This window comes from Streptomyces sp. f51, from assembly GCF_037940415.1.
Lineage (GTDB): Bacteria > Actinomycetota > Actinomycetes > Streptomycetales > Streptomycetaceae > Streptomyces.
The window spans coordinates 4,889,247-4,909,738 of record NZ_CP149798.1; the positions used below are offsets into that span (position 1 = coordinate 4,889,247).

General features: G+C 72.4%; 12 protein-coding genes. 8 read left to right on the plus strand and 4 right to left on the minus strand.

Annotated elements, in window-relative coordinates; translation table 11 throughout:
* The first annotated feature begins 5 nt into the window (after window positions 1–5).
* The 3 genes from WJM95_RS21435 to moeZ all read left to right on the plus strand — a co-directional run bounded on the left by WJM95_RS21435 (window position 6) and on the right by moeZ (window position 2,947).
* Window positions 6–968, plus strand: a complete 963-nt coding sequence (locus WJM95_RS21435; RefSeq protein WP_339131327.1) for an NAD-dependent epimerase/dehydratase — start codon at window positions 6–8, stop codon at window positions 966–968.
* Window positions 956–1,705, plus strand: a complete 750-nt coding sequence (locus WJM95_RS21440) for a spherulation-specific family 4 protein (protein WP_339131328.1) — start codon at window positions 956–958, stop codon at window positions 1,703–1,705. Before WJM95_RS21435 ends, WJM95_RS21440 begins: the two co-directional genes overlap by 13 nt.
* A gap of 63 nt (window positions 1,706–1,768) precedes the next feature.
* Window positions 1,769–2,947, plus strand: coding sequence for an adenylyltransferase/sulfurtransferase MoeZ (gene moeZ, locus WJM95_RS21445; RefSeq protein ID WP_339131329.1), 1,179 nt, complete (start codon window positions 1,769–1,771; stop codon window positions 2,945–2,947).
* 71 nt (window positions 2,948–3,018) lie between these two features.
* Here moeZ and WJM95_RS21450 read toward each other — a convergent pair whose 3' ends face one another.
* The 3 genes from WJM95_RS21450 to WJM95_RS21460 form a co-directional block, all read right to left on the minus strand.
* On the minus strand, window positions 3,019–4,569 hold the full coding sequence (locus WJM95_RS21450; protein WP_339131330.1) for an alpha/beta hydrolase: 1,551 nt from the start codon (window positions 4,567–4,569) through the stop codon (window positions 3,019–3,021).
* Between the two features lie 115 nt (window positions 4,570–4,684).
* Window positions 4,685–6,229, minus strand: coding sequence for an alpha/beta hydrolase (locus WJM95_RS21455; protein ID WP_339131331.1), 1,545 nt, complete (start codon window positions 6,227–6,229; stop codon window positions 4,685–4,687).
* A 100-nt stretch (window positions 6,230–6,329) separates the two neighbouring features.
* On the minus strand, window positions 6,330–9,254 hold the full coding sequence (locus WJM95_RS21460; RefSeq protein WP_339131333.1) for a lysylphosphatidylglycerol synthase domain-containing protein: 2,925 nt from the start codon (window positions 9,252–9,254) through the stop codon (window positions 6,330–6,332).
* A 185-nt stretch (window positions 9,255–9,439) separates the two neighbouring features.
* Between WJM95_RS21460 and WJM95_RS21465 the strand changes: the two genes are divergently transcribed.
* The 5 genes from WJM95_RS21465 to nudC all read left to right on the plus strand — a co-directional run bounded on the left by WJM95_RS21465 (window position 9,440) and on the right by nudC (window position 20,076).
* Window positions 9,440–9,805, plus strand: a complete 366-nt coding sequence (locus WJM95_RS21465) for an MGMT family protein (protein ID WP_339131334.1) — start codon at window positions 9,440–9,442, stop codon at window positions 9,803–9,805.
* 264 nt (window positions 9,806–10,069) lie between these two features.
* Complete coding sequence (locus tag WJM95_RS21470) at window positions 10,070–13,687, plus strand: UvrD-helicase domain-containing protein (protein WP_339131335.1); 3,618 nt, start codon at window positions 10,070–10,072, stop codon at window positions 13,685–13,687.
* Between the two features lie 278 nt (window positions 13,688–13,965).
* The gene (locus WJM95_RS21475; RefSeq protein WP_339131337.1) at window positions 13,966–17,613 is read left to right on the plus strand and encodes an ATP-dependent DNA helicase; all 3,648 of its coding nucleotides are present in this window, start codon (window positions 13,966–13,968) and stop codon (window positions 17,611–17,613) included.
* A gap of 10 nt (window positions 17,614–17,623) precedes the next feature.
* Window positions 17,624–19,036: a dipeptidase gene (locus tag WJM95_RS21480; RefSeq protein WP_339131338.1), complete on the plus strand. Its 1,413-nt coding sequence runs from the start codon at window positions 17,624–17,626 to the stop codon at window positions 19,034–19,036.
* Window positions 19,037–19,131: 95 nt separating this feature from the next.
* Window positions 19,132–20,076 carry an NAD(+) diphosphatase gene (nudC, locus tag WJM95_RS21485; RefSeq protein ID WP_339131339.1) on the plus strand — a complete coding sequence of 315 codons (945 nt, stop codon included), beginning with the start codon at window positions 19,132–19,134 and terminating at the stop codon, window positions 20,074–20,076.
* A gap of 69 nt (window positions 20,077–20,145) precedes the next feature.
* Here nudC and WJM95_RS21490 read toward each other — a convergent pair whose 3' ends face one another.
* Window positions 20,146–20,400 (minus strand): mycoredoxin, encoded by a 255-nt coding sequence (locus WJM95_RS21490; RefSeq protein ID WP_339131340.1) that lies wholly within the window; start codon window positions 20,398–20,400, stop codon window positions 20,146–20,148.
* Window positions 20,401–20,492: the final 92 nt, after the last annotated feature.

Here is a 20,492-nt window from a genome sequence, read left to right on the forward strand (position 1 = left end):
GCCCGATGAGGGTCCTGCTGATCGGAGCCAACGGCTACCTCGGCCGGTTCGTCGCCGACAGACTCCTCGCCGACCCGGCCGTGCAGCTCACCGCGCTCGGCCGGGGCGACGACGCCGACGTCCGGTTCGACCTCGCCTCGGGCAGCCCCGGAGCGCTCACCCGCTTCCTGGACGCGGTGCACCCCGGAGTCGTCATCAACTGCGCCGGCGCCACCCGCGGCGGCGCCCGCGAACTGACCCGGCACAACACCGTCGCCGTCGCCACCGTCTGCGAGGCCCTGCGCCGCAGCGGCTGCGGCGCCCGGCTCGTCCAGATCGGCTGCGGCGCCGAGTACGGGCCCAGCCAGCCCGGCTCCTCCACCGCGGAGGACGCCGTGCCACGACCGGGCGGTCCGTACGGAGTGAGCAAGCTCGCCGCGACCGAACTCGTCCTCGGCTCCGGCCTGGACGCGGTCGTGCTCCGCGTCTTCTCCCCGGCCGGACCCGGCACGCCCGCCGGATCCCCGCTCGGCCGGCTCGCCGAAGCCCTGCGCCGCGCGATGCAGGCCAACGACGGTGAACTCAAGCTCGGCGGCCTCGGTGTCCAGCGCGACTTCATCGACGTCCGCGACGTGGCCCGCGCCGTCCACGCCGCCTCGCTGTCCGCCGCGCAGGGCGTGATCAACATCGGCTCGGGCCGTGCCGTACGCCTCCGCGACGCCGCCGCCGTCCTCGCCCGGGTGGCCGGCTACAGCGGCAGCCTGCACGAACTTGACGGTCCGCCCGGCCCCTCCATGCGGCCGGCCATCGGCCACCCCCGCCCCGAACCCGACCACGCGGCCCCGGTCGCCTACCCCTACCCCGACGGCTGCGGCAGCTGGCAGCAGGCCGATGTGCGCACCGCACGCGACCGGCTCGGCTGGCGGCCCCGGATCAATCTCGAGGAGTCCCTCGCCGACATCTGGATGGAGGCGGCGTGTCGTATCTGACCAGGACCGCGACCGGCAGCGCGAGCACCGACCTCGGACTCGGCTTCGGCGTCCCCGGCCATGCCCACCCTCTCGTCGCCCCGACGGAATGGGACGAACTCACCCGCCCCGGCACCCCCTTGCACTGGGTCGTACTGAACGTGGACAACGGTCCCGGCGAGCGGCCCGACCCGCGCTGTCTGGAGGCCACGGGACGGCTGCGCAACGCCGGGGTCAGGGTGCTGGGACTCATCGACGCCGGTCACGGGGTGCGGCCCTTCGGCGAGATGATCGCCGACGCGCGCCGCCACCTCGACTGGTACCAGGCCGACGGCTTCGTCCTCGGCCGCTGCCCCACCGAACGCGCCGCCCTTCCCGACGTCCGCCGGACGGTCGACGAGCTGCGCGCGCTGCGGGACGGCGCCCACATCGTGTTCGGCCACGGCACCCACCCGCACCCGGGATACGCCGAGTGCGCCGACCAGCTGGTGACGTTCTCGGGGCCCTGGACCGAATACCGCTGGTCGCAGGTCGCCGAGTGGACCGCCGACTATCCCCCCGAGCGCTTCTGCCACTTCGTGCACGGCGTGCCGCGCGGCCATCTGGACGAGGCGCTGCGCATCGCTCGCTGGCAGGGCGCCTCGACGATCTACTTCACCGACCGCTCCGACCACGGCGGGACGGTCGACCCCTGGGAGACGATGCCCGGCTACTGGGACGAGATCGTCTCGCGGATCGGAACGGGTGTCTCGGAATGAAGATGGGCGTGGCAGTGTTACGGAGAGAACAACCGTAGTGATAGACCGACCAACGGAGTCCCCGTGTCGCTGCCACCCCTGGTAGAGCCAGCCTCTGAGCTCACCGTAGACGAGGTCCGCAGGTACTCCCGCCACCTGATCATCCCCGATGTGGGCATGGACGGGCAGAAGCGGCTGAAGAACGCCAAGGTGCTCTGTGTGGGCGCCGGCGGCCTCGGATCGCCGGCGCTGATGTACCTGGCCGCGGCGGGCGTCGGCACGCTCGGCATCGTGGAGTTCGACGAGGTCGACGAGTCGAACCTCCAGCGCCAGATCATCCACAGCCAGGCGGACATCGGCCGTTCCAAGGCCGAGTCCGCGCGCGATTCCGTGCTGGGCATCAACCCGTACGTGAACGTGGTCCTTCACGAAGTGCGGCTCGAGGCCGAGAACGTGATGGAGATCTTCAGCCAGTACGACCTGATCGTCGACGGCACCGACAACTTCGCGACCCGTTACCTGGTCAACGACGCCTGTGTGCTGCTCAACAAGCCGTACGTGTGGGGCTCGATCTACCGCTTCGACGGCCAGGCCTCCGTCTTCTGGTCCGAGCACGGTCCCTGCTACCGCTGCCTCTACCCGGAGCCCCCGCCGCCGGGCATGGTCCCCTCGTGCGCCGAGGGCGGCGTCCTCGGCGTGCTGTGCGCGTCCATCGGCTCCATCCAGGTCAACGAGGCGATCAAGCTCCTCGCCGGCATCGGTGAGCCGCTCCTCGGCCGCCTGATGATCTACGACGCCCTGGAGATGCAGTACCGCCAGGTCAAGGTCCGCAAGGACCCGAACTGCGCGGTCTGCGGTGAGAACCCCACCGTCACCGAGCTCATCGACTACGAGGCCTTCTGCGGTGTCGTGTCCGAGGAGGCGCAGGAGGCGGCCGCCGGTTCGACGATCACTCCCAAGCAGCTCAAGGAGTGGATCGACGACGGCGAGAACATCGAGATCATCGATGTCCGCGAGGTCAACGAGTACGAGATCGTCTCGATCCCCGGCGCGAAGCTGATCCCCAAGAACGAGTTCCTCATGGGCACCGCCCTGGAGACCCTGCCGCAGGACAAGAAGATCGTCCTGCACTGCAAGACGGGTGTCCGCAGTGCGGAGGTCCTCGCGGTCCTGAAGTCCGCCGGTTTCTCCGACGCGGTGCACGTCGGCGGCGGTGTGATCGGCTGGGTCAACCAGATCGAGCCCGAGAAGCCGGTGTACTGACCGGCAGACCGCCCCGTTCTTTCGACGGCGGGGGTTTCGCGGACCGGGTGTCCGCGAAACCCCCGCCGCCGTCATGAGCAGACCTTGCCGTCCTTCGGCACCGTCCCGTCCAGCAGGTAGCTGTTCACGGTCGAGTCGACACAGTCGTTCCCGCTCCCGTAGGCGCCATGGCCCTCGCCCTTCCAGGTGAGCTCCACGCCCACGCCCTTGCCGAGCCCGTCCGCCATCCTGCGCGCGCCCTCGTAGGGGGTCGCCGGGTCCCCGGTGTTGCCGACGACCAGCACGGGCCCGGCTCCCGGCGCGCTCACCTCGGGATGGTCGAACTGGCCCGCCACCGGCCAGTCGTGGCACCAGCCCGCCGTGTCCCAGCCCATGAAGTCGCCGAACACGGGCGAGATCCGCTCGAACTCGGGCAGCCGCTTCTTCGTCTCCGCGGGAGTCGGCCGCTCCTTGTCGTCCAAGCACGATATGACCCGTTGGGAATGGGTCGTCGTGCCGTAGTGCCCCGAGACGTCCCGGTCGTTGTAGGCGTCGGCCAGCGTCAGCAGGGCCGAACCGTCCCCCGCCTCGGCGTCCTTCAGCGCCTCGGTCAGGCGCGGCCAGCTCTCCTTGCTGTAGAGCGGCAGCACGATGCCGGTGAGCGCCAGCGTCTGGCTGAGTTCACGGCCGCCGGTGGCGGGCAACGGCTTGGCGTCGATCCGCTTCAGCAGGTCCGCGATTTTCAGAGAGCCCTGCTTCGGGTTCTGGCCGGTGGACTTGAGGTAGTCGTTCAGGGCGCGCTGGAAGCCCAGCGTCTGGTTCTTGGCGTGGCCCACGGTGTCGGCGCTGGGGTCGACGACCGCGTCCAGCACCAGGCGTCCCACGTTCCTCGGGAACAAGTGGGCGTACATCCCGCCCAGTTCGGTGCCGTACGAGATGCCGAAGTAATGCGTGCGGCGGTCGCCGAGGACCTGGCGCATCAGGTCCATGTCGCGGGCCGTGTCCGTCGTCGAGACATGGGACAGCAGTGTGCCCGCGGCCTTCGCGCAGCCCTTGCCGAAGTCGGCGGAGTCCTTGAAGTACGCCGCCTCCTCGGCCGCGTCGTCCGGGGTGGCGTCCACCGACTCGGCGGCCTGGATCGCGCGGTCCCCGCGGCACCGCACCCCTTCGCTGGCGGCGACCCCGCGCGGGTCCCAGCTCACCAGGTCGTAGCGCTCGTGCAGCGGTCCGACGACAGTCGCGTACGACGGCATCGTGGAGACGCCCGAGCCGCCCGGGCCGCCGAAGTTGAAGAGGAGCGAGCCGATGCGCTTGCCCTGGCCGCCCGTCGCCTTGGAGCGGATGAGGGCCAGGTCGATCGTCGTGCCGCCCGGCTTCGCGTAGTCCAGCGGGGCCTTGAGCGTGGCGCACTGCCAGCCGTCCCCGGGTGCGGGCGAGTCCGAAGTGCCTTTGCAGCGGCTCCAGTCGAGCTTCTGCGCGGTCAGGGAGACGGGCAGACCCGGCGATCCGCCGGAGGGTGGCGCACTGGCCGGTGCTCCGTCGCCGTTCTTCCCCTCGTTCGTGCCGTCGGCCGGTGAGCCTCCGCAGCCGGCCAGCAGCAACGAGGCCGCGGCCGCGGCCGTCCACCGTGCGAAACGTGTCATGAGTGCCCCCCTCGCCCATGGTCCGCCCGAAGTCGCGGATCACATGCAGGCCATAGTAGGCGTCGGCCGCAGACCGCCGTCGAGGCCTGTGGATAACGCTCTGACCTGCCGCTTTCTAGGAGCAGACGGTTCCGGCCTTCGGGACGGTGCCGTTCAGCAGATAGCCGTTCACCGCACCCTGCACGCACTTGTTCTTGCTGTCGTAGGCGCCGTGTCCCTGGCCCTTGTACGTCAGCTCGACCCCGACGCCCTTGCCCAGCGCGTTCACCATCGCCCGGGCGCCCTCGTACGGCGTCGCGGGGTCGCCGGTGTTGCCGACCACGAGGATCGGCGCGGCGCCGGGGGCGCTCACGTCCGGGTGCTCGGCCGCTCCCGGCACGGCCCAGTCGGTGCAACTGACCATGCCCCAGGCCAGATAGTCGCCGAACAGCGGGGAGGCGGCCTTGAACCCGGGCAGCTTCGACTTCACGAAGTCCGCCGTGTAACGCGGCTTCTCGTCGGCGCAGTTGATGGAGATGTTGGCCGGAGTGATGTTGCTGTACTGGCCGTTCTCGCTGCGCCCGTTCATCGAGTCGGACAGCAGCATCAAAATCCTGCCGTCGCCCTCGTACGCCTGCTGAAGCCCCTCCGTCAGGTACTCCCAGAAGTCCTTGGAGTACAGCGACTGCGCGATGCCGCTGGTGGCGGCGGTCTGGGTGAGCCGGCGCGGGAAGACGCCGGGGATCGTCTTGCTGTCGAGGTCCTTCAGCAGCTTGGCGATGCGGTCCTTGACGTCCTGCGGGGTGTCGCCGATGGGGCAGTCCTCGGCCTTCGAGGTGCAGTCCTTCGCGAAGTTGTCCAGCGCGAGCTGGAAGCCCTTGGCCTGGCCGAGCGAGCTCTGTTCCACGTCCTGGGTCGGGTCGACGACCCCGTCGAAGACGGCCCGGCCCACGTTCTTGGGAAACAAGTGGGCGTAGACGCCGCCCAGTTCGGTGCCGTACGAGATGCCGAAGTAGTGCAGCTTGTCGTCGCCGAGCACCTGCCGCATCAGATCCATGTCGCGAGCGGCGTCCGTGGTACGCACGTGGGGGAGGACCTTGCCGGAGTTCTTGTCGCACGCCGCGTTGAACGTCTTGGTGTTCCGCAGGAGCGCCTGCTGTTCGGCGGCGTCGTCCGGAGTGGCGTCCTGCTGGAAGAACCTGTCGAGCTGCTGGTCGTTCTCGCACTTCACCCCCGCGCTGCGGCCGACCCCGCGGGGATCGAAGCTCACCAGGTCGTAGCGGGTGCGCAGGGCGGCGTAGTCCTGTCCGAAGGCGGGCAGGGTCGCGACGCCCGAGCCGCCGGGCCCGCCGAAGTTGAAGACGAGCGAGCCGATGCGCTTGGCGGGGTCGCCGCTCGCCTTCGCCCGGATCAGCGCGATCCCGATGGTGTCGCCCTTGGGGTCGGACCAGTCGAGGGGCGCCTTCATGGTGGCGCACTCCCACTCCGCGCCCCCCGGCAGAGGCGAGGGGGCGCTGCCGCCGCCCTGGGCCTCGGACGGCGCGGGGCACGCCTTCCAGTCCAGCTTCTGCGCCGTCAGGTCCCCGTGCCCGGAGTCACCGCTGCAACCGGACACCCACGAGGCCAGCAGGACTGCGGTGACGACCAGGGCGGCGGCGTGCGACCGGGACGGGTTCGGCATGCTCCCCATCCTGCGCGCGGGCGGAGCGGGGCGCTCGGGGCGCGAGCCGTGCGGGTGAGGAGGCGCCCGGGGCCCGCGCCGGTGGGCGCGGGCCGGGGGCCTAGAGCGCGCCCTTGCGGGTCAGGTGGTTGAAGAACAGCCATCCGGGCAGCACCGGGATCCACAGGGTCAGCAGCCGGTACAGCAGCACCGCAGGCGCCGCGACCTCCTTGGGCAGACCCACGGCGATCAGGCCGACCGTGAGGGTCGCCTCGACCGCGCCCACACCGCCCGGGGTCGGGGCGGCCGAGCCCAGCGCGTTGCCGGCGAGGAAGACGACCGCGACGCTCGCGAGGCTGAGCGTGGTCGTCTCCTCGTGGCCGAACGCGCGGATCGACGCGTCCAGGCACATCACGAAGCAGGCGGTCAGCAGCAGCATGCCGCCGATGCCGGTGACGAGCTTCTGCGGCCGCTGAAGCACGTCCAGCATGCGCGGTACGACGCCGGCGAACAGCGACCTCACGCGCGTGGAGACGAACTTGCGCAGCAGCGGCACCGACGTGACCACGAGGATGAACACCGCGACCGTCAGCAGACCCGCGATGACCGTACGGGACGGCGACAGGGACGGTGTCTTCTCCGTGCCGGTCATGTAGCCGAAGGACAGCAGCATCAGGATGTGGCAGCCGAGCCCGAACAGCTGCGACGCGCCGACACTCGCCACCGCGAGCCCCGGCCGCACCCCCGCCCGCTGGAGGAAGCGGGTGTTGAGGGCGACGCCGCCGACCGCGGCGGGCGCCACGATCTTCACGAACGAGCCGGCGACCTGGGCCGCCGCGGTCCGCAGGAACGGCACCCGTTCGGGCACGAAGCCCAGCAGGCTCATCGCCGCCGCGAAGTAGCTCAGGGCGGAGAACAGCGCGGCCGCCGCGACCCAGCCCCATTCGGCGTTGTCGAAGAGGGTCCCGAACTCGATGTGGGTGAGCTGCGTGAGCAGGAAGTACGCGCCGATCGCCCCGGCGATGAAACTGATCAGGGTGCGGGGCTTGACGCGCTCCAGACGGGCCGGTTCCACGGGCGCCTGCGGTCTGATCAGCAGCACCTGGTGGCGGATCTGGGTGAGCAGGTCCTCCTCGCGCGCCTCGTCCAGGGCCTCGTCGATCGCCCGCTTCTCGGCGCGCTGCTCGGCGCGTACGGCCTTCTTCCCGGCCTTCTCCGGCACGGGCGGGGCCGTTTCCCCGCCTTCCTCGACAGCTTCCGCGGCGCGGGCGAGCTTGGCCTGCCGCGAGACCTCCAGGACCGCCTCGCGTTCGCGCTGAGCGCGCTCCCGGGCGAGCCGGCGCAGCGTCGCGCGCGTGGAGCGTGTGAGAGCGATCGGCTGGAGCATGGGCAGACAGTCGGCGACGGCGTCCGGGCCGAGCACGCCCACCGCCGACGCCACCGCCCGTTCGGCGCCCACGCGCAGTCCGAGGGTGGTCACCAGCTGGGCGACGTCCATGCGCAGCAGCAGATCGCCGGCGGCGATCTCGCCCCCGCGCAGATCCGTGAGGATCACGGTGCCGGAACGATCCACCAGAATGGCGTCCCCGGCGAGCCGCCGGTGCGCGATGCGCCGGGACTGAAGCGCCTGCACCTGGTGCCAGGTGTCGCGCAGCAGCTCGTCGGTGATCAGCTCGTCGGGCAGGGAGTCCAGGGTGTGCGCGCCGGTGTGCTCGTAGACGAGCATCACGGCGTCGGGGCCGAGCTCGGAGGTGGCGATCAGCTTGGGCGCGTTGGCCCCGGCCGCGATGGCCGCGTAGGCGAGGAGTGCCTCCTGTTCCAGGGCCTGGCGCAGGGACTGGAGGCTGCGGCGCGTGGTGATGCCGCGCAGGGTCAGACGTCTCCAGGCGCGGTAGAAGAAGCCCTGTGCCTGCTGTTCGCGGTCGACGACCGTGACGTCCAGGGGCGGGCCGTCCTCCAGGGTGACGAAGTAGCGCCGTCCGCGGTCGCCGCTCTCCGCGGTCTCCGGCGTCTCCTCGCGGGCCGCGCTGACCGGGTGGAAACCGACGTGCCGGAGGCCCGCCATGAGTGTCCGTCCGGTCGGCCGTACGTTCGGCGAACCGACGGCGTACAGCGTTCCGTAGGCGACGGTCCAGCCGATCAGCACCGTGAGGATGATCGAGAACGGGGTCGTGTAGCCGGTCACCAGCATGGAGAAGGCGTCGAGGAGCAGCACGACCCACAGGACCCCGCGCCAGCGCGGTCTGCGGGACATGCCGACGGCCGTCATGTACGCGATGACCGGTGCGAGATAGCCGTGCACCGGGTCGGTGAGCGCGTGGACGTCACCCGGCGAGGGCTGGGTGAGCGCCTCCTGGATGGAGCCGGGGGCGCCCTTGGCGACCCAGAGGTCGGTGGCGAGTGTGACTCCGTGCGCGAGGACGGCGGCGAGCACGCCGTCGGCGATCCGCAGCCCGTCCCGTTTGATCAGCCGCTCGATGGCGAAGGCGACCGGCACCAGGAGGATCGCGATGCTGGACGCGAGCCCGGCGATCTTGATGAGCAGATCGGGTGCCTGCCCGGTGCCCTTGTTGATGTCCTGTTCGAGGCCGGAGGTGGTGCCGTGCGCGAACGCGGCGATGCCGAGCAGCACCACGATCGCGAGGACGCCGACCAGGAGCCGCATCAGGTCGGAGGGGCGGTGCACGCGCGCGGGGAGCAACGGTTCGTCGCCCTCCACCTCGTCCGCGTGGACCTCCTCCACGCAGCCGGTGCCGCGCTCGGCCTGCCGCTTCTCGTCGGAGGGGGTCGGGGACGGGGCGCCCCGCTCCTCAGGGGAGGCGGTTTCCCGGTCCTCGGGAGAGAGGGTTTCGCCGGCCTCGGGAGACGGGGATTCCCCGGCTTCGGCGGCGGATCGCTCGGCCTCGCCGGAGTCGGTCCCGTCCGCCGCGGAGGAGTCGGCCGTCGTGCCGTCCGTGTCCTTCTCCTCGACGCCGTCGGATTCCGGGCGTGACGAGGCGGCGGAGGTGCTCTCCGCGTCTTCGGGGTGCACGCCCTGCTGCCTCATGGTCTCTTCTTGATCTCGTATCACCAGTCACCGCCCGCACGATGGTGGCATGCCCGACCGACACACGGGGGCATCAGGGTGCAAATGAGGGGCGCGCAATCTGCTACAAGCGTCACTCCGCGGGAAGGAATATGCACAGCCGCTGCGGGGTCGCGTTGTCGGTGGGGTGCGGCAGGATGGGGCGGATGAGCGAGGAGAGCCTTCCGGTGGACGCGCTGCCGGAGTACGCGGAGCGGGTCCTCGACGTCGCCGAGCTGATCCCGCCCGGTCGCGTCATGACGTACGGCGACATCGCCGAATGGCTGGAGGAGGGCGGGCCGCGCCAGGTGGGCCGGGTGCTGGCCCTGTACGGCGGAGCGGTTCCGTGGTGGCGCGTCATGCGCGCCGACGGTGTGCTGCTGCCCGGCCACGAACTGGACGCGCTGGCCCACTACCGCGCCGAGGGGACGCCTCTGAAGGAGGCGAGCCGGGCCTCGGCGGGGCATCTGCCGCGCGTCGACATGAGACGGGCCCGATGGGACGGCGGCGAACGCGCGGAAGGTCACACTTGACAGCTTCCGGCATTCAGGGGGCCGAAGGGGACACTGAGGCCCGTACGAGGGAAACGAGGCACATCCGTGACATGCCGTACGTTCGTAGGTCACGGGACGCGCGAGGCGCACGGGGCGCACGGGGTGTGAGGGAAGAATCGGAAGCCCTCCTTCCGGGAACCGCACCGGCGTAGCGTCATCGGCACACGTCCCCCTCAGCCCGCGGTCACCGCCCTCCACGCGGCGGTCCGCCCACCAGTACGAGCACCAGGACCGGCGAACCACGTGAGCTCCACTTCCTCCACCAGGCGCCTGACGCACCCTTCCGTGCGCCAGGGGGCCCGTGGTGCGTACCGGCTGGTGCGCACCGCGCCGGCGAAGGCGGAGCCCCCTCGTCTTGACGCGGGACAGCGCGCGGTGGTTGACCACGGGAGCGGTCCGCTGCTCGTGCTCGCGGGTCCCGGCACGGGCAAGACGACCACGCTCGTCGAGTCCGTGGCCGCCCGGATCGAACGCGGCGGCGACCCGGAGCGGATCCTGGTCCTCACCTTCAGCCGCAAGGCGGCCGTCGAGCTCCGCGACCGCATGGCGTTGCGCATAGGGGCCGCGCGTGCGCCCCGGGCCACCACGTTCCACTCCTTCTGCTACGCCCTGATCCGCGCCCACCAGGACAGCGACCTGTTCGTGGAGCCCCTGCGACTGCTGTCCGGCCCGGAGCAGGACGTGGCCGTGCGCGAGCTGCTGGCCGGCCAGCCCGACCTGGAGCGCCTGGGGCTCGCCCATGTGCGCTGGCCGGACGAACTGCGCGCCTGTCTGACCACGCGCGGCTTCGCGGACGAGGTCCGCGCGGTCCTCGCCCGCAGCCGGGAGCTCGGTCTCGGGCCCGACGCCCTGGAGGCCTTCGCCCGGCGCATCGGCCGCCCGGACTGGGGCGCGGCCGCCGCCTTCCTCGCCGAGTACCTCGACGTCCTCGACATGCAGGGAGTCCTCGACTACGCGGAGCTGGTCCACCGCGCGGTGCTCCTCGTCGGCCGCCCCGAGGTCGCCGAGCGGCTCGCGGCGCAGTACGACGCCGTCTACGTGGACGAGTACCAGGACACCGACCCCGCCCAGGTGCGGCTGCTGCGCGGACTGGCCGGCGGCGGGCGCACCCTGGTCGCCTTCGGTGACCCCGACCAGTCGATCTACGCCTTCCGCGGCGCCGATGTGAACGGCATCCTGGACTTTCCCGACGCCTTCCCTCGCGTGGGCGGCCGTCCGGCCCCGGTCGAGGTCCTCGGCACGTCGCGGCGCTCGGGTGCCGAGCTGCTGGGCGCGACGCGCCGACTCACCCAGCGCATGCCCCTGACCCGGCTTCCGGCCCAGAAGGTGCGCGCGCACCGCGAACTGGCCGCGGTACGGGACGGCGGCCGGGTCGAGGTCTACACGTACCCGACGTCCGGCACGGAGCTCGACAACATCGCGGACATCCTGCGCCGCGCCCACCTGGAGGACGGTGTTCCCTGGGGCGAGATGGCCGTCCTCGTGCGGGCCGGTTCCCGCACGATCCCCACGATCCGTCGCGCGCTGACCTCGGCGGGCGTGCCCCTCGACATCGACGGCGACGACCTGCCCCTGCGGCACGAACCCGCGGTCGCGCCCCTGCTGACGGCACTGCGGGCGGTGGCCCGCGCGGAGTCGGGGACGAGCGCGGGCGGGGCGCCCCATGCGGTCGGTGCGTCCGGCGCGGGCGAGTCCTCCGACGCTGCCGACGTCGATCCGGGGACCGCGACGGCGCCGGATGCCGAGCGCACTCCTGACGCCGACGCCGACGCCGATCGGCGAGCCGAGACCGGTCCTGACGCCGACGCCGACGCTGATGCCGCCCCGCGAGCCGAGTCCGGTCCGGACGTGGGCGCTGAGGCCGACGCCGCCCCGCGAGCCGAGTCCGGTCCGGAGGTGGGCGCCGAGACCGATGCCGACCCGCGAGCCGACACCGGTCCGGATGCCGGCGGCCTCCGGACGGACACCGCCGCTGTCCGTGTCGCGTCCTGGCTCGACACCGAGACCGCGCTCACCCTCCTCGCGTCCCCTCTCGCGAGCATGGACGCCGCCGACCTGCGGCGCCTCGGGCGTGCCCTGCGCGAGGAGGAGCGCGCCGGCGGAAACCTCGTACCGCCGCCGTCCGACGTCCTGCTCGCCCGCGCGCTGGCCGAGCCGGAGCGGCTCGTCGCGCACGATCCCGCGTACGCCCGGGGCGCCCAGCGCCTCGGCGCGCTGCTGCGCAAGGCGCGTGAGCGGCTCGCGGGCGGCGGAACGGCCGAGGAGGCCCTCTGGGACCTGTGGGACGGCACCCCCTGGCCCCAGCGGCTGGAACGGGCCGCCCGGCGCGGCGGCGCGGCCGGACGCAACGCCGACCGGGACCTCGACGCCGTGTGCGCGCTGTTCGCGACCGCCGAACGCGCGGAGGAGCGCACCGGAGGCCGTGGCGCCCTGAACTTCCTGGAGGAGATCGACGCCGAGGACATCGCGGCCGACACCCTCACCCGAAGGGCCGTCCGCCCCGAGGCCGTACGCCTGATGACGGCGCACCGCTCCAAGGGCCTGGAGTGGCGCCTCGTCGTCGTCGCGGGCGTCCAGGAGGGCCTTTGGCCTGACCTGCGCCGCCGCGGCTCCCTGCTGGAGGCCGACCGCATCGGGCGGGACGGACTCGCCGAACCCCTCACCCCCGGGGCACTCCTCTCCGAGGAGCGCCGGCTGTTCTACGTGGCCGCCACGCGCGCGCGTGAACGGCTCGTCGTGACCGCGGTCAAGGCACCCGCGGACGACGGCGACCAGCCCTCCCGATTCCTCACCGAACTCGGCGTCGAGCCCAAGGACGTCACCGGCCGCCCGCGCCGCCCGCTGGCCGTCGCCCCGCTGGTCGCCGAACTGCGCGCCACCACGGTCGACCCGCGCGTCTCGGAGACCCTCAGGCAGGCAGCGGCCCGCCGTCTCGCCCGGCTCGCCGCCCTCGCCGACGAGGAAGGCCGCCCGCTGGTCCCCTCCGCGCACCCCTACCGCTGGTGGGGCATGTACGAGCCGACCGAGAGCAAGGTCCCGCTGCGCGACCGCGACCAGCCCGTCGTGCTCTCCGGCAGCGCGCTCGACCAGCTCGCCAACACCTGCGCCCTCCAGTGGTTCCTGGGCCGGGAGGTGAAGGCCGACGCCCCCGCGACGGCCGCCCAGGGCTTCGGCAACGTGGTGCACGTCCTCGCCGACGAGGTCGCGTCCGGACGTACCCCCGCGGACCTCGACGTCCTCATGGAGCGCCTCGACTCGGTGTGGAACGCGCTCGCCTTCGACGCGCCCTGGAAGTCCGCCCAGGAGAAGGAGCACGCGCGTGTGGCGCTCGAGCGCTTCCTGAAGTGGCACGTCATGGACCGCACGGGCCGTACCCCCGTGGCCAGCGAGCACGACTTCGACGTGACCCTGGAGGCGGGCTCCTACGAAGTACGCATCCGCGGCTCCATGGACCGTGTCGAGGCGGACACCGAGGGCCGCGCCTACGTGGTCGACTTCAAGACCGGCAAGCAGGCGCCGAGCGCCGCCGAGGTGACCCGTCACCCGCAGCTCGCCGTCTACCAGCTCGCCGTCGGCGAGGGCGCGGTCGACGGTGTCTTCGACGGCGTACGCCCCGAGGCGGGCGGCGCCGAGCTCGTCCAGCTCCGCCAGGGCGCACCCAAGAAGGACGGCGGCGAGACCCTTCCCAAGGTGCAGGCGCAGGAGCCGCTGGAGGGCGAGTGGGTCGGCGACCTGCTGGCGAACGCCGCCGGCAAGGTCCTCGACGAACGGTTCTCGCCCACGACGGGACAGCACTGCACCCACTGTTCCTTCCAGGCCTCGTGCAGTGCCCGGCCGGAGGGCCGGCAGGTGGTCGAGTGACGGGCCCGCACCGGTCCCGGGGCCGAGCGGCACCGGTCCCGGGGCCGAGCGACGGGCCCTCGCCGGTCCCGGCGTCGGTAGCGGGCCCCGCTCCTACCCCGGTGGCGATGGCGGGAGCGCCGCTCCTGCCCCCGGTTCTACGACAGGCTGCCGGACCGGCCACGGGGGACCCGACGTCGGCGAGTGACGCATAGCACCACATGTGCTGACCTGCGGTTCTTTCGCCCCGCACGCCGATGTGGCCACCGCTGTCAGCGGACGCCGCTAGCCTCTGCGACATGCCCGCCCGTATCACCGACCCCGAACAGCTCAAGGAGCTCCTCGGCATCCCGTTCACCCCGGAACAGATGGCCTGCATCACCGCGGAGCCCGCCCCGCAGGTGATCGTGGCCGGGGCCGGTTCGGGCAAGACCACGGTGATGGCGGCCCGCGTCCTCTGGCTGGTCGGCAGCGGGCAGGTGGCCCCCGAGCAGGTCCTCGGGCTGACGTTCACCAACAAGGCGGCGGGCGAACTCGCCGAGCGGGTCCGCAAGGCGCTCGTCAGGGCGGGCATCACCGACCCGGACGTCATCGACCCCGACAACCCGCCGGGCGAGCCGGTCATCTCCACGTACCACGCCTTCGCGGGCCGGCTGCTGACCGACCACGGACTGCGCATCGGGCTCGAACCGACGACCCGGCTCCTGGCCGACGCCACCCGCTACCAGCTCGCCGCGCGCGTGCTGCGCGAGGCGCGGGGCCCGTACCCGGCCCTGACCCGCTCCTTCCCGGACCTGGTGGGCGACCTCCTGACCCTCGACTCCGAGCTCTCCGAACACCTCGTGGCGGCCGAGGACCTGCGCGCCCACGACGCCGAGCTGCTGCGCACCCTGGAAGGCGCCAGGCTCACCAACGCGGACCTGCGCAAGGTCCCCGAGGCCGCCGCCGCCCGGCGCGAACTCGCCGAGCTGGTGGGCCGCTACCGCGCGGCCAAACGAGAGCGCGACCTCCTCGACTTCGGCGACCAGATCGCCCTCTCGGCCACCCTCGCCCGCACCCGCCCCGAGGTCGGGGAGATCCTGCGGGACGAGTTCCGGGTGGTCCTGCTGGACGAGTACCAGGACACGTCGGTGGCCCAGCGCGTCCTGCTCGCCGGACTGTTCGGCGGCGGCACCGGACACCCCGTGACCGCGGTCGGCGACCCCTGCCAGGCCATCTACGGCTGGCGCGGCGCCTCGGTGGCCAACCTCGACGACTTCCCCGAGCACTTCGCGCGCCCCGACGGCCGCCCCGCGACCCGCCAGTCGCTCAGCGAGAACCGCCGCAGCGGTGGCCGCCTCCTCGACCTCGCCAACGGTCTCGCGGAGCCGCTGCGCGCCATGCACGCGGGCGTGGAATCCCTGAGGCCCGCCCCGGGGGCCGAGCGGGACGGCCTGGTGCGCTGCGCGCTGCTGCGCACCCACGCCGAGGAGATCGGCTGGCTCGCCGACTCCATCGCCCATCTCGTACGCACCGGGACGGCACCGGCCGAGATCGCCGTCCTGTGCCGCACCGCCACGGACTTCGCCGAGATCCAGGGCGCGCTCGTCGCCCGTGACATCCCCGTCGAGGTGGTGGGCCTGTCCGGTCTGCTGCACCTGCCCGAGGTGGCCGACCTCGTCGCCGTCTGCGAGGTGCTCCAGGACCCGGGGGCGAACGCCTCCCTCGTCCGACTGCTCACCGGCCCGCGCTGGCGCATCGGCCCGCGCGATCTCGCCCTCCTCGGGCGCCGTGCCCGTCTGCTCGTGTCCCACGCGCGCGTGGGCGCCGACGACGACCCGGACCGCAGGCTCGCCGCGGCCGTCGAGGGGGTCGACCCGGCCGAGGTGATCTCGCTCGCCGACGCCCTCGACACGTTCCTGGAGACGCCCGTCGGGGCCTCGGGGGACGACGACGGGCTGCCCTTCTCGCCGGACGCGCGCGTGCGCTTCGCGCGGCTCGCCGCCGAACTGCGCGACCTGCGGCGCTCGCTCGCCGACCCGCTGATGGACGTCCTGCACCGGGTCCTGGCCGTCACCGGCCTGGAGGTGGAGCTCTCCGCGTCCCCGCACGCCCTGGCCGCCCGCCGCCGGGAGACCCTGTCCAACTTCCTGGACGTCGCCGCGTCCTTCGCGTCCGGCGACGGCGAGGCGAGCCTGCTGGCCTTCCTCGGCTTCCTGCGCACCGCCGCGCAGTACGAGAAGGGCCTGGACAACGCCCTGCCCGGCGGGGAGAACACCGTCAAGGTGCTCACGGCACACAAGTCCAAGGGCCTGGAGTGGGACGTCGTGGCCGTCCCCGGTCTCGTCAGTGGCACCTTCCCCAGCGGCCAGGGCCGCGAGAAGTGGACCGCCCAGGGCAAGGTCCTGCCTCACAAGCTGCGCGGCGACGCCGACACGCTGCCCGACGTCGAGTCCTGGGACGCCAAGGGCATCAAGGCCTTCCAGGAGGCCATGAAGGCCCACCAGCACACCGAGGAACTGCGCCTCGGCTACGTGACGTTCACGCGCCCCCGTTCCCTCCTGCTCGGCTCCGGCCACTGGTGGGGGCCCTCCCAGAAGCGGACGCGCGGCCCCTCGGACTTCCTGCACGCCCTCCACGACCACTGCGTGGCCGGGCACGGCGAGATCGAGGTGTGGGCGGACGAACCGGCCGACGGCGAGGAGAACCCGGCCCTGGGAGAGGCGGCGACCGACCACGCCTGGCCGCTCCCGCTCGACGACGCGGCCCTCGCCCGCCGCCGCGCGGCGGCCGAGACGGTGCTCGCCCACCTGGAGGAGGCCGCGTCCCACGAAGGGGCCCACCCGGGCGCCGACGCGCACCCGCGCACGGCCGCCCACGACCCCGGCTCCCACGACGATCCGGAATGGCCGCCCCCGCCCGAGGACGACGACGTCCCGCCCTACGACGAGTACGACGCGTACGGCGAGGACGGCGAGGACGGTCTCCCCGAGGACGCGTTCCCCGAGGACTCGTTCCTGGACGACGTGGCCTACGGAGACCCGCAGGACGGCCCCGCGGAGAGCGCCCGGCCCGGCGACGAAGACCCGGACTGGGACTCCTGGACGACGCGGCGGCCCGGAGACCGCCCGGCCGGCCGCGGGGGCGGACGTCCGACGGTGCCGCACCAGGCCCAGGCCCCCTCCGCCCGCCCGCACCCCCGTGAGGCCGGGAGCGAGCGCCTCACCCTCGAGGAGGCTCGCACCCTCGCCTCCTGGGACCGCGACCTTGACGCGCTGACCGGGGAGCTCAAGCGCGCCCGCGAGACCGTCACCCACGTACCGCTGCCTGCTTCGCTCACCGCCTCCCAGCTGCTGCGCATGGCCGCCGACCCGGACGGCTTCGCCCAGGAGCTCGCGCGCCCCATGCCGCGCCCACCGCAGCCCGCCGCGCGCCGGGGCACGCGCTTCCACGCCTGGGTGGAGTCACGCTTCGAGGAGCTGCGGCTGCCGATGCTCGACCCCGACGACCTGCCCGGCGGCGAGGCGGAGATCGCCGACGAGCAGGACCTGCAAGCCCTGAAGGACGCCTTCGAACGCAGTCCCTACGCGCACCGCACCCCCTATCGCGTCGAGGTGCCCTTCCAGCTCTCGATCGCCGGCCGGGTCGTCCGCGGCCGCATCGACGCCGTCTACAGGAACGGCGAAGGCGAGGAGGCGACGTACGAGATCATCGACTGGAAGACCGGTCACGGTCGCACGGCCGACCCGCTCCAGCTCGCGCTGTACCGCCTGGGCTGGGCCGAGCGGCAGGGCGTGCCCCTGGAATCCGTCACGGCCGCGTTCCTCCATGTGCGCGACGGCGAGATCGTACGACCGGACGGGCTCCCGGGCCGTGCGGCACTGGAGCGGCTGCTCACCGAGGACCCGGGCGCACGCGGCGAGCTCCCCGGAGAACCACCGGACGAACACGCCTCTGTGGGCGGATAGGCTCAGGAACATGAGCAAGCCCGTTGACAACGCCGTCAGCACCGTCCGTACGTACATCGAGACCCACCGCGCCGCCTTCCTCGACGACCTCGGTCAGTGGCTGCGCATCCCCTCGGTCTCGGCACAGCCCGAACACGCGGCGGACGTGGCACGCAGCGCCGACTGGCTCGCCGCCAAACTCCGGGAGACAGGCTTCCCGACCTGCGAGGTCTGGCCGACCGCGGGCGCCCCCGCCGTCTTCGCCGAGTGGCCCTCCGAAGACCCCGAGGCACCCACCGTCCTCGTCTACGGACACCACGACGTGCAGCCGGCCGCCCGTGAGGACGGATGGGACACGGACCCCTTCGAACCGGTGATCCGGGGCAACCGCCTCCACGCGCGCGGGGCCGCGGACGACAAGGGCCAGGTGTTCTTCCACACACTCGGCGTCCGCGCCCACCTCGCCGCCACCGGACGCACCACCCCCGCCGTGCACCTGAAGCTGCTGATCGAGGGCGAGGAGGAGTCGGGCTCCCCGCACTTCCGCGACCTCGTCGAGGAGAGGGCCGCGCGGCTCGCCGCGGACGCCGTGATCGTCTCCGACACCGGCATGTGGTCGGAGGACACCCCCACGGTCTGCACGGGCATGAGGGGCCTCGCCGAGTGCGAGATCGTCCTTCACGGACCCGAGCAGGACATCCACTCCGGATCGTTCGGCGGAGCCGTGCCCAATCCCGCCACCGCGGTCGCCCGCCTGGTCGCGGCGCTGCACGACGGCCACGCGCGCGTGGCCGTGCCCGGCTTCTACGAAGGCGTCACCGAACTCACCGACCGCGAGCGCGAACTCTTCGCCGAACTGCCCTTCGACGAGGAACGGTGGCTGCGCACCGCCAGGTCGACGGCCACCCACGGAGAGGCCGGACACACCACCCTGGAGCGCGTCTGGGCCCGCCCGACCGCCGAGGTCAACGGCATCGGCGGCGGCTACCAGGGCGCGGGCAGCAAGACGATCATCCCGTCCTCGGCCATGGTGAAGCTCTCCTTCCGGCTCGTCGCCGGGCAGGACCCGGACCACGTCGAGAAGGCCGTACGCGCCTGGGCGGCCGAGCAGGTGCCCGCCGGCATCCGGCACGAGATCACGTTCGGGGCGGCGACCCGTCCGTGTCTGACACCCCTGGACCACCCCGCCCTCCAGTCCGTCGTACGCGCCATGGGCCTGGCCTTCCAGCAGCCGGTCCGCTACACCCGCGAGGGCGGCTCGGGACCGGCCGCCGACCTCCAGGAAGTCCTCGGCGCCCCGGTGCTCTTCCTGGGCATCTCCGTCCCCTCCGACGGCTGGCACGCCCCCGGCGAGAAGGTCGAACTCGACCTCCTCATGAAGGGCGTCGAGACGACCGCCCACCTGTGGGCCGACCTGGCCGAGAACTGGCGCGGGACACCCTGAACGAGCCGCATCGCAGCCCCAAGAGCGCACCGCACGACCGTCCTGCTGGACCGCCCGCCGAAATATCCGTTCCACCGGGGGAGTTGGAAGCATCCGTGACCACCTGGACCGACCACAGCGCCGACCGTCCCATCTCGCTGACCGCTCCGAGCGGCATCGACCGGGCCGCCCATCACCGGCTCGACGAGGCCTGGCTCGCGGCGGCCTGGAGCCACCCCACGACCCGTGTCTTCGTGGTCTCCGGTGGTCAGGTGCTCATCGACGAGACGGCCGACGGCACCACCGAACTGCTGATGACGCCCTCCTTCGAGGCCCCGCTCACCGAGGCGCACCGCTACTTCCTGGGCACGGACGACGACGGGGTGAGCTACTTCGCGCTCCAGAAGGACACGCTTCCCGGCCGCATCGACCAGTCCGCCCGCCCGGCCGGCCTGCGTGAGGCGGGCCTGCTGCTGTCGCCGCGTGAGGCGGGCCTGATGGTGCACGCCGTCGGCCTGGAGAACTGGCAGCGCACCCATCGCTTCTGCTCCCGCTGCGGCGAGCGCACCGTCATCGCCGCCGCCGGACACATCCGCCGCTGCCCCGCCTGCGGTGCCGAGCACTACCCGCGCACCGACCCGGCCGTGATCATGGCCGTGACGGACGACGACGACCGCATCCTGCTCGGCCGGCAGGTGCACTGGCCCGAAGGCCGCTTCTCCACCCTCGCGGGCTTCGTCGAGCCCGGTGAGTCCATCGAGCAGTCGGTGCGCCGAGAGGTCTTCGAGGAGGCCGGGGTCACGGTCGGCGAGGTCGAGTACGTAGCCAGCCAGCCCTGGCCGTTCCCCTCCAGCCTGATGCTGGGCTTCCGGGCCCGCGCCACCTCGTCGGAGATCGACGTCGACGGCGAGGAGATCGAGGAGGCCCGCTGGTTCTCCCGGGACGACCTGCGCGCCGCCTTCGAGTCAGGAGAGGTGCTGCCTCCCTACGGGATCTCGATCGCGGCGCGCCTGATCGAGCTCTGGTACGGCAAGCCCCTGCCGACCCGCAACGCCCCCTGAGCGTGCCCCGGACATGACGGTGCCCCTCCGACGAGTTCGACGGAGGGGCATTGCCGTGCGCGCGGGAGGTCAGGCGGTGAGGGCCTGCTTCACCTGGGCGAGACTCGGGTTCGTCATGACGGCCTCGGTGCCGCCTGCGGCGACCACCAGGACCGTCGGAACGGTCTGGTTGCCGCCGTTCGCCTTCTCGACGAACGCCGCGGACTGCGGGTCCTGCTCGATGTTGATCTCGGTGTACGCGATGCCCTCACGGTCCATCTGGCTCTTGAGCCGACGGCAGTAGCCGCACCACGTGGTGCTGTACATCGTCACAGTTCCCTGCATGTCGCATGCGCTCCTTCACGGCTTCGGGTGGCTGGTCGCTGCAAGTGGAACGCAGGTCACCCGGTCGCCATTCCCGTGGGGGGTATCCGGGC

Bases quoted from the DNA above. Each gene is read 5' to 3' on its own strand.
- WJM95_RS21435 (WP_339131327.1), top strand. From the start codon at position 6: ATGAGGGTCCTGCTGATCGGAGCCAACGGCTACCTCGGCCGGTTCGTC.
- WJM95_RS21450 (WP_339131330.1), bottom strand. From the start codon at position 4,569: ATGACACGTTTCGCACGGTGGACGGCCGCGGCCGCGGCCTCGTTGCTG.
- WJM95_RS21455 (WP_339131331.1), bottom strand. From the start codon at position 6,229: ATGCCGAACCCGTCCCGGTCGCACGCCGCCGCCCTGGTCGTCACCGCA.
- WJM95_RS21460 (WP_339131333.1), bottom strand. From the start codon at position 9,254: ATGAGGCAGCAGGGCGTGCACCCCGAAGACGCGGAGAGCACCTCCGCC.
- WJM95_RS21465 (WP_339131334.1), top strand. From the start codon at position 9,440: ATGAGCGAGGAGAGCCTTCCGGTGGACGCGCTGCCGGAGTACGCGGAG.
- WJM95_RS21475 (WP_339131337.1), top strand. From the start codon at position 13,966: ATGCCCGCCCGTATCACCGACCCCGAACAGCTCAAGGAGCTCCTCGGC.
- WJM95_RS21480 (WP_339131338.1), top strand. From the start codon at position 17,624: ATGAGCAAGCCCGTTGACAACGCCGTCAGCACCGTCCGTACGTACATC.
- WJM95_RS21490 (WP_339131340.1), bottom strand. From the start codon at position 20,400: ATGCAGGGAACTGTGACGATGTACAGCACCACGTGGTGCGGCTACTGC.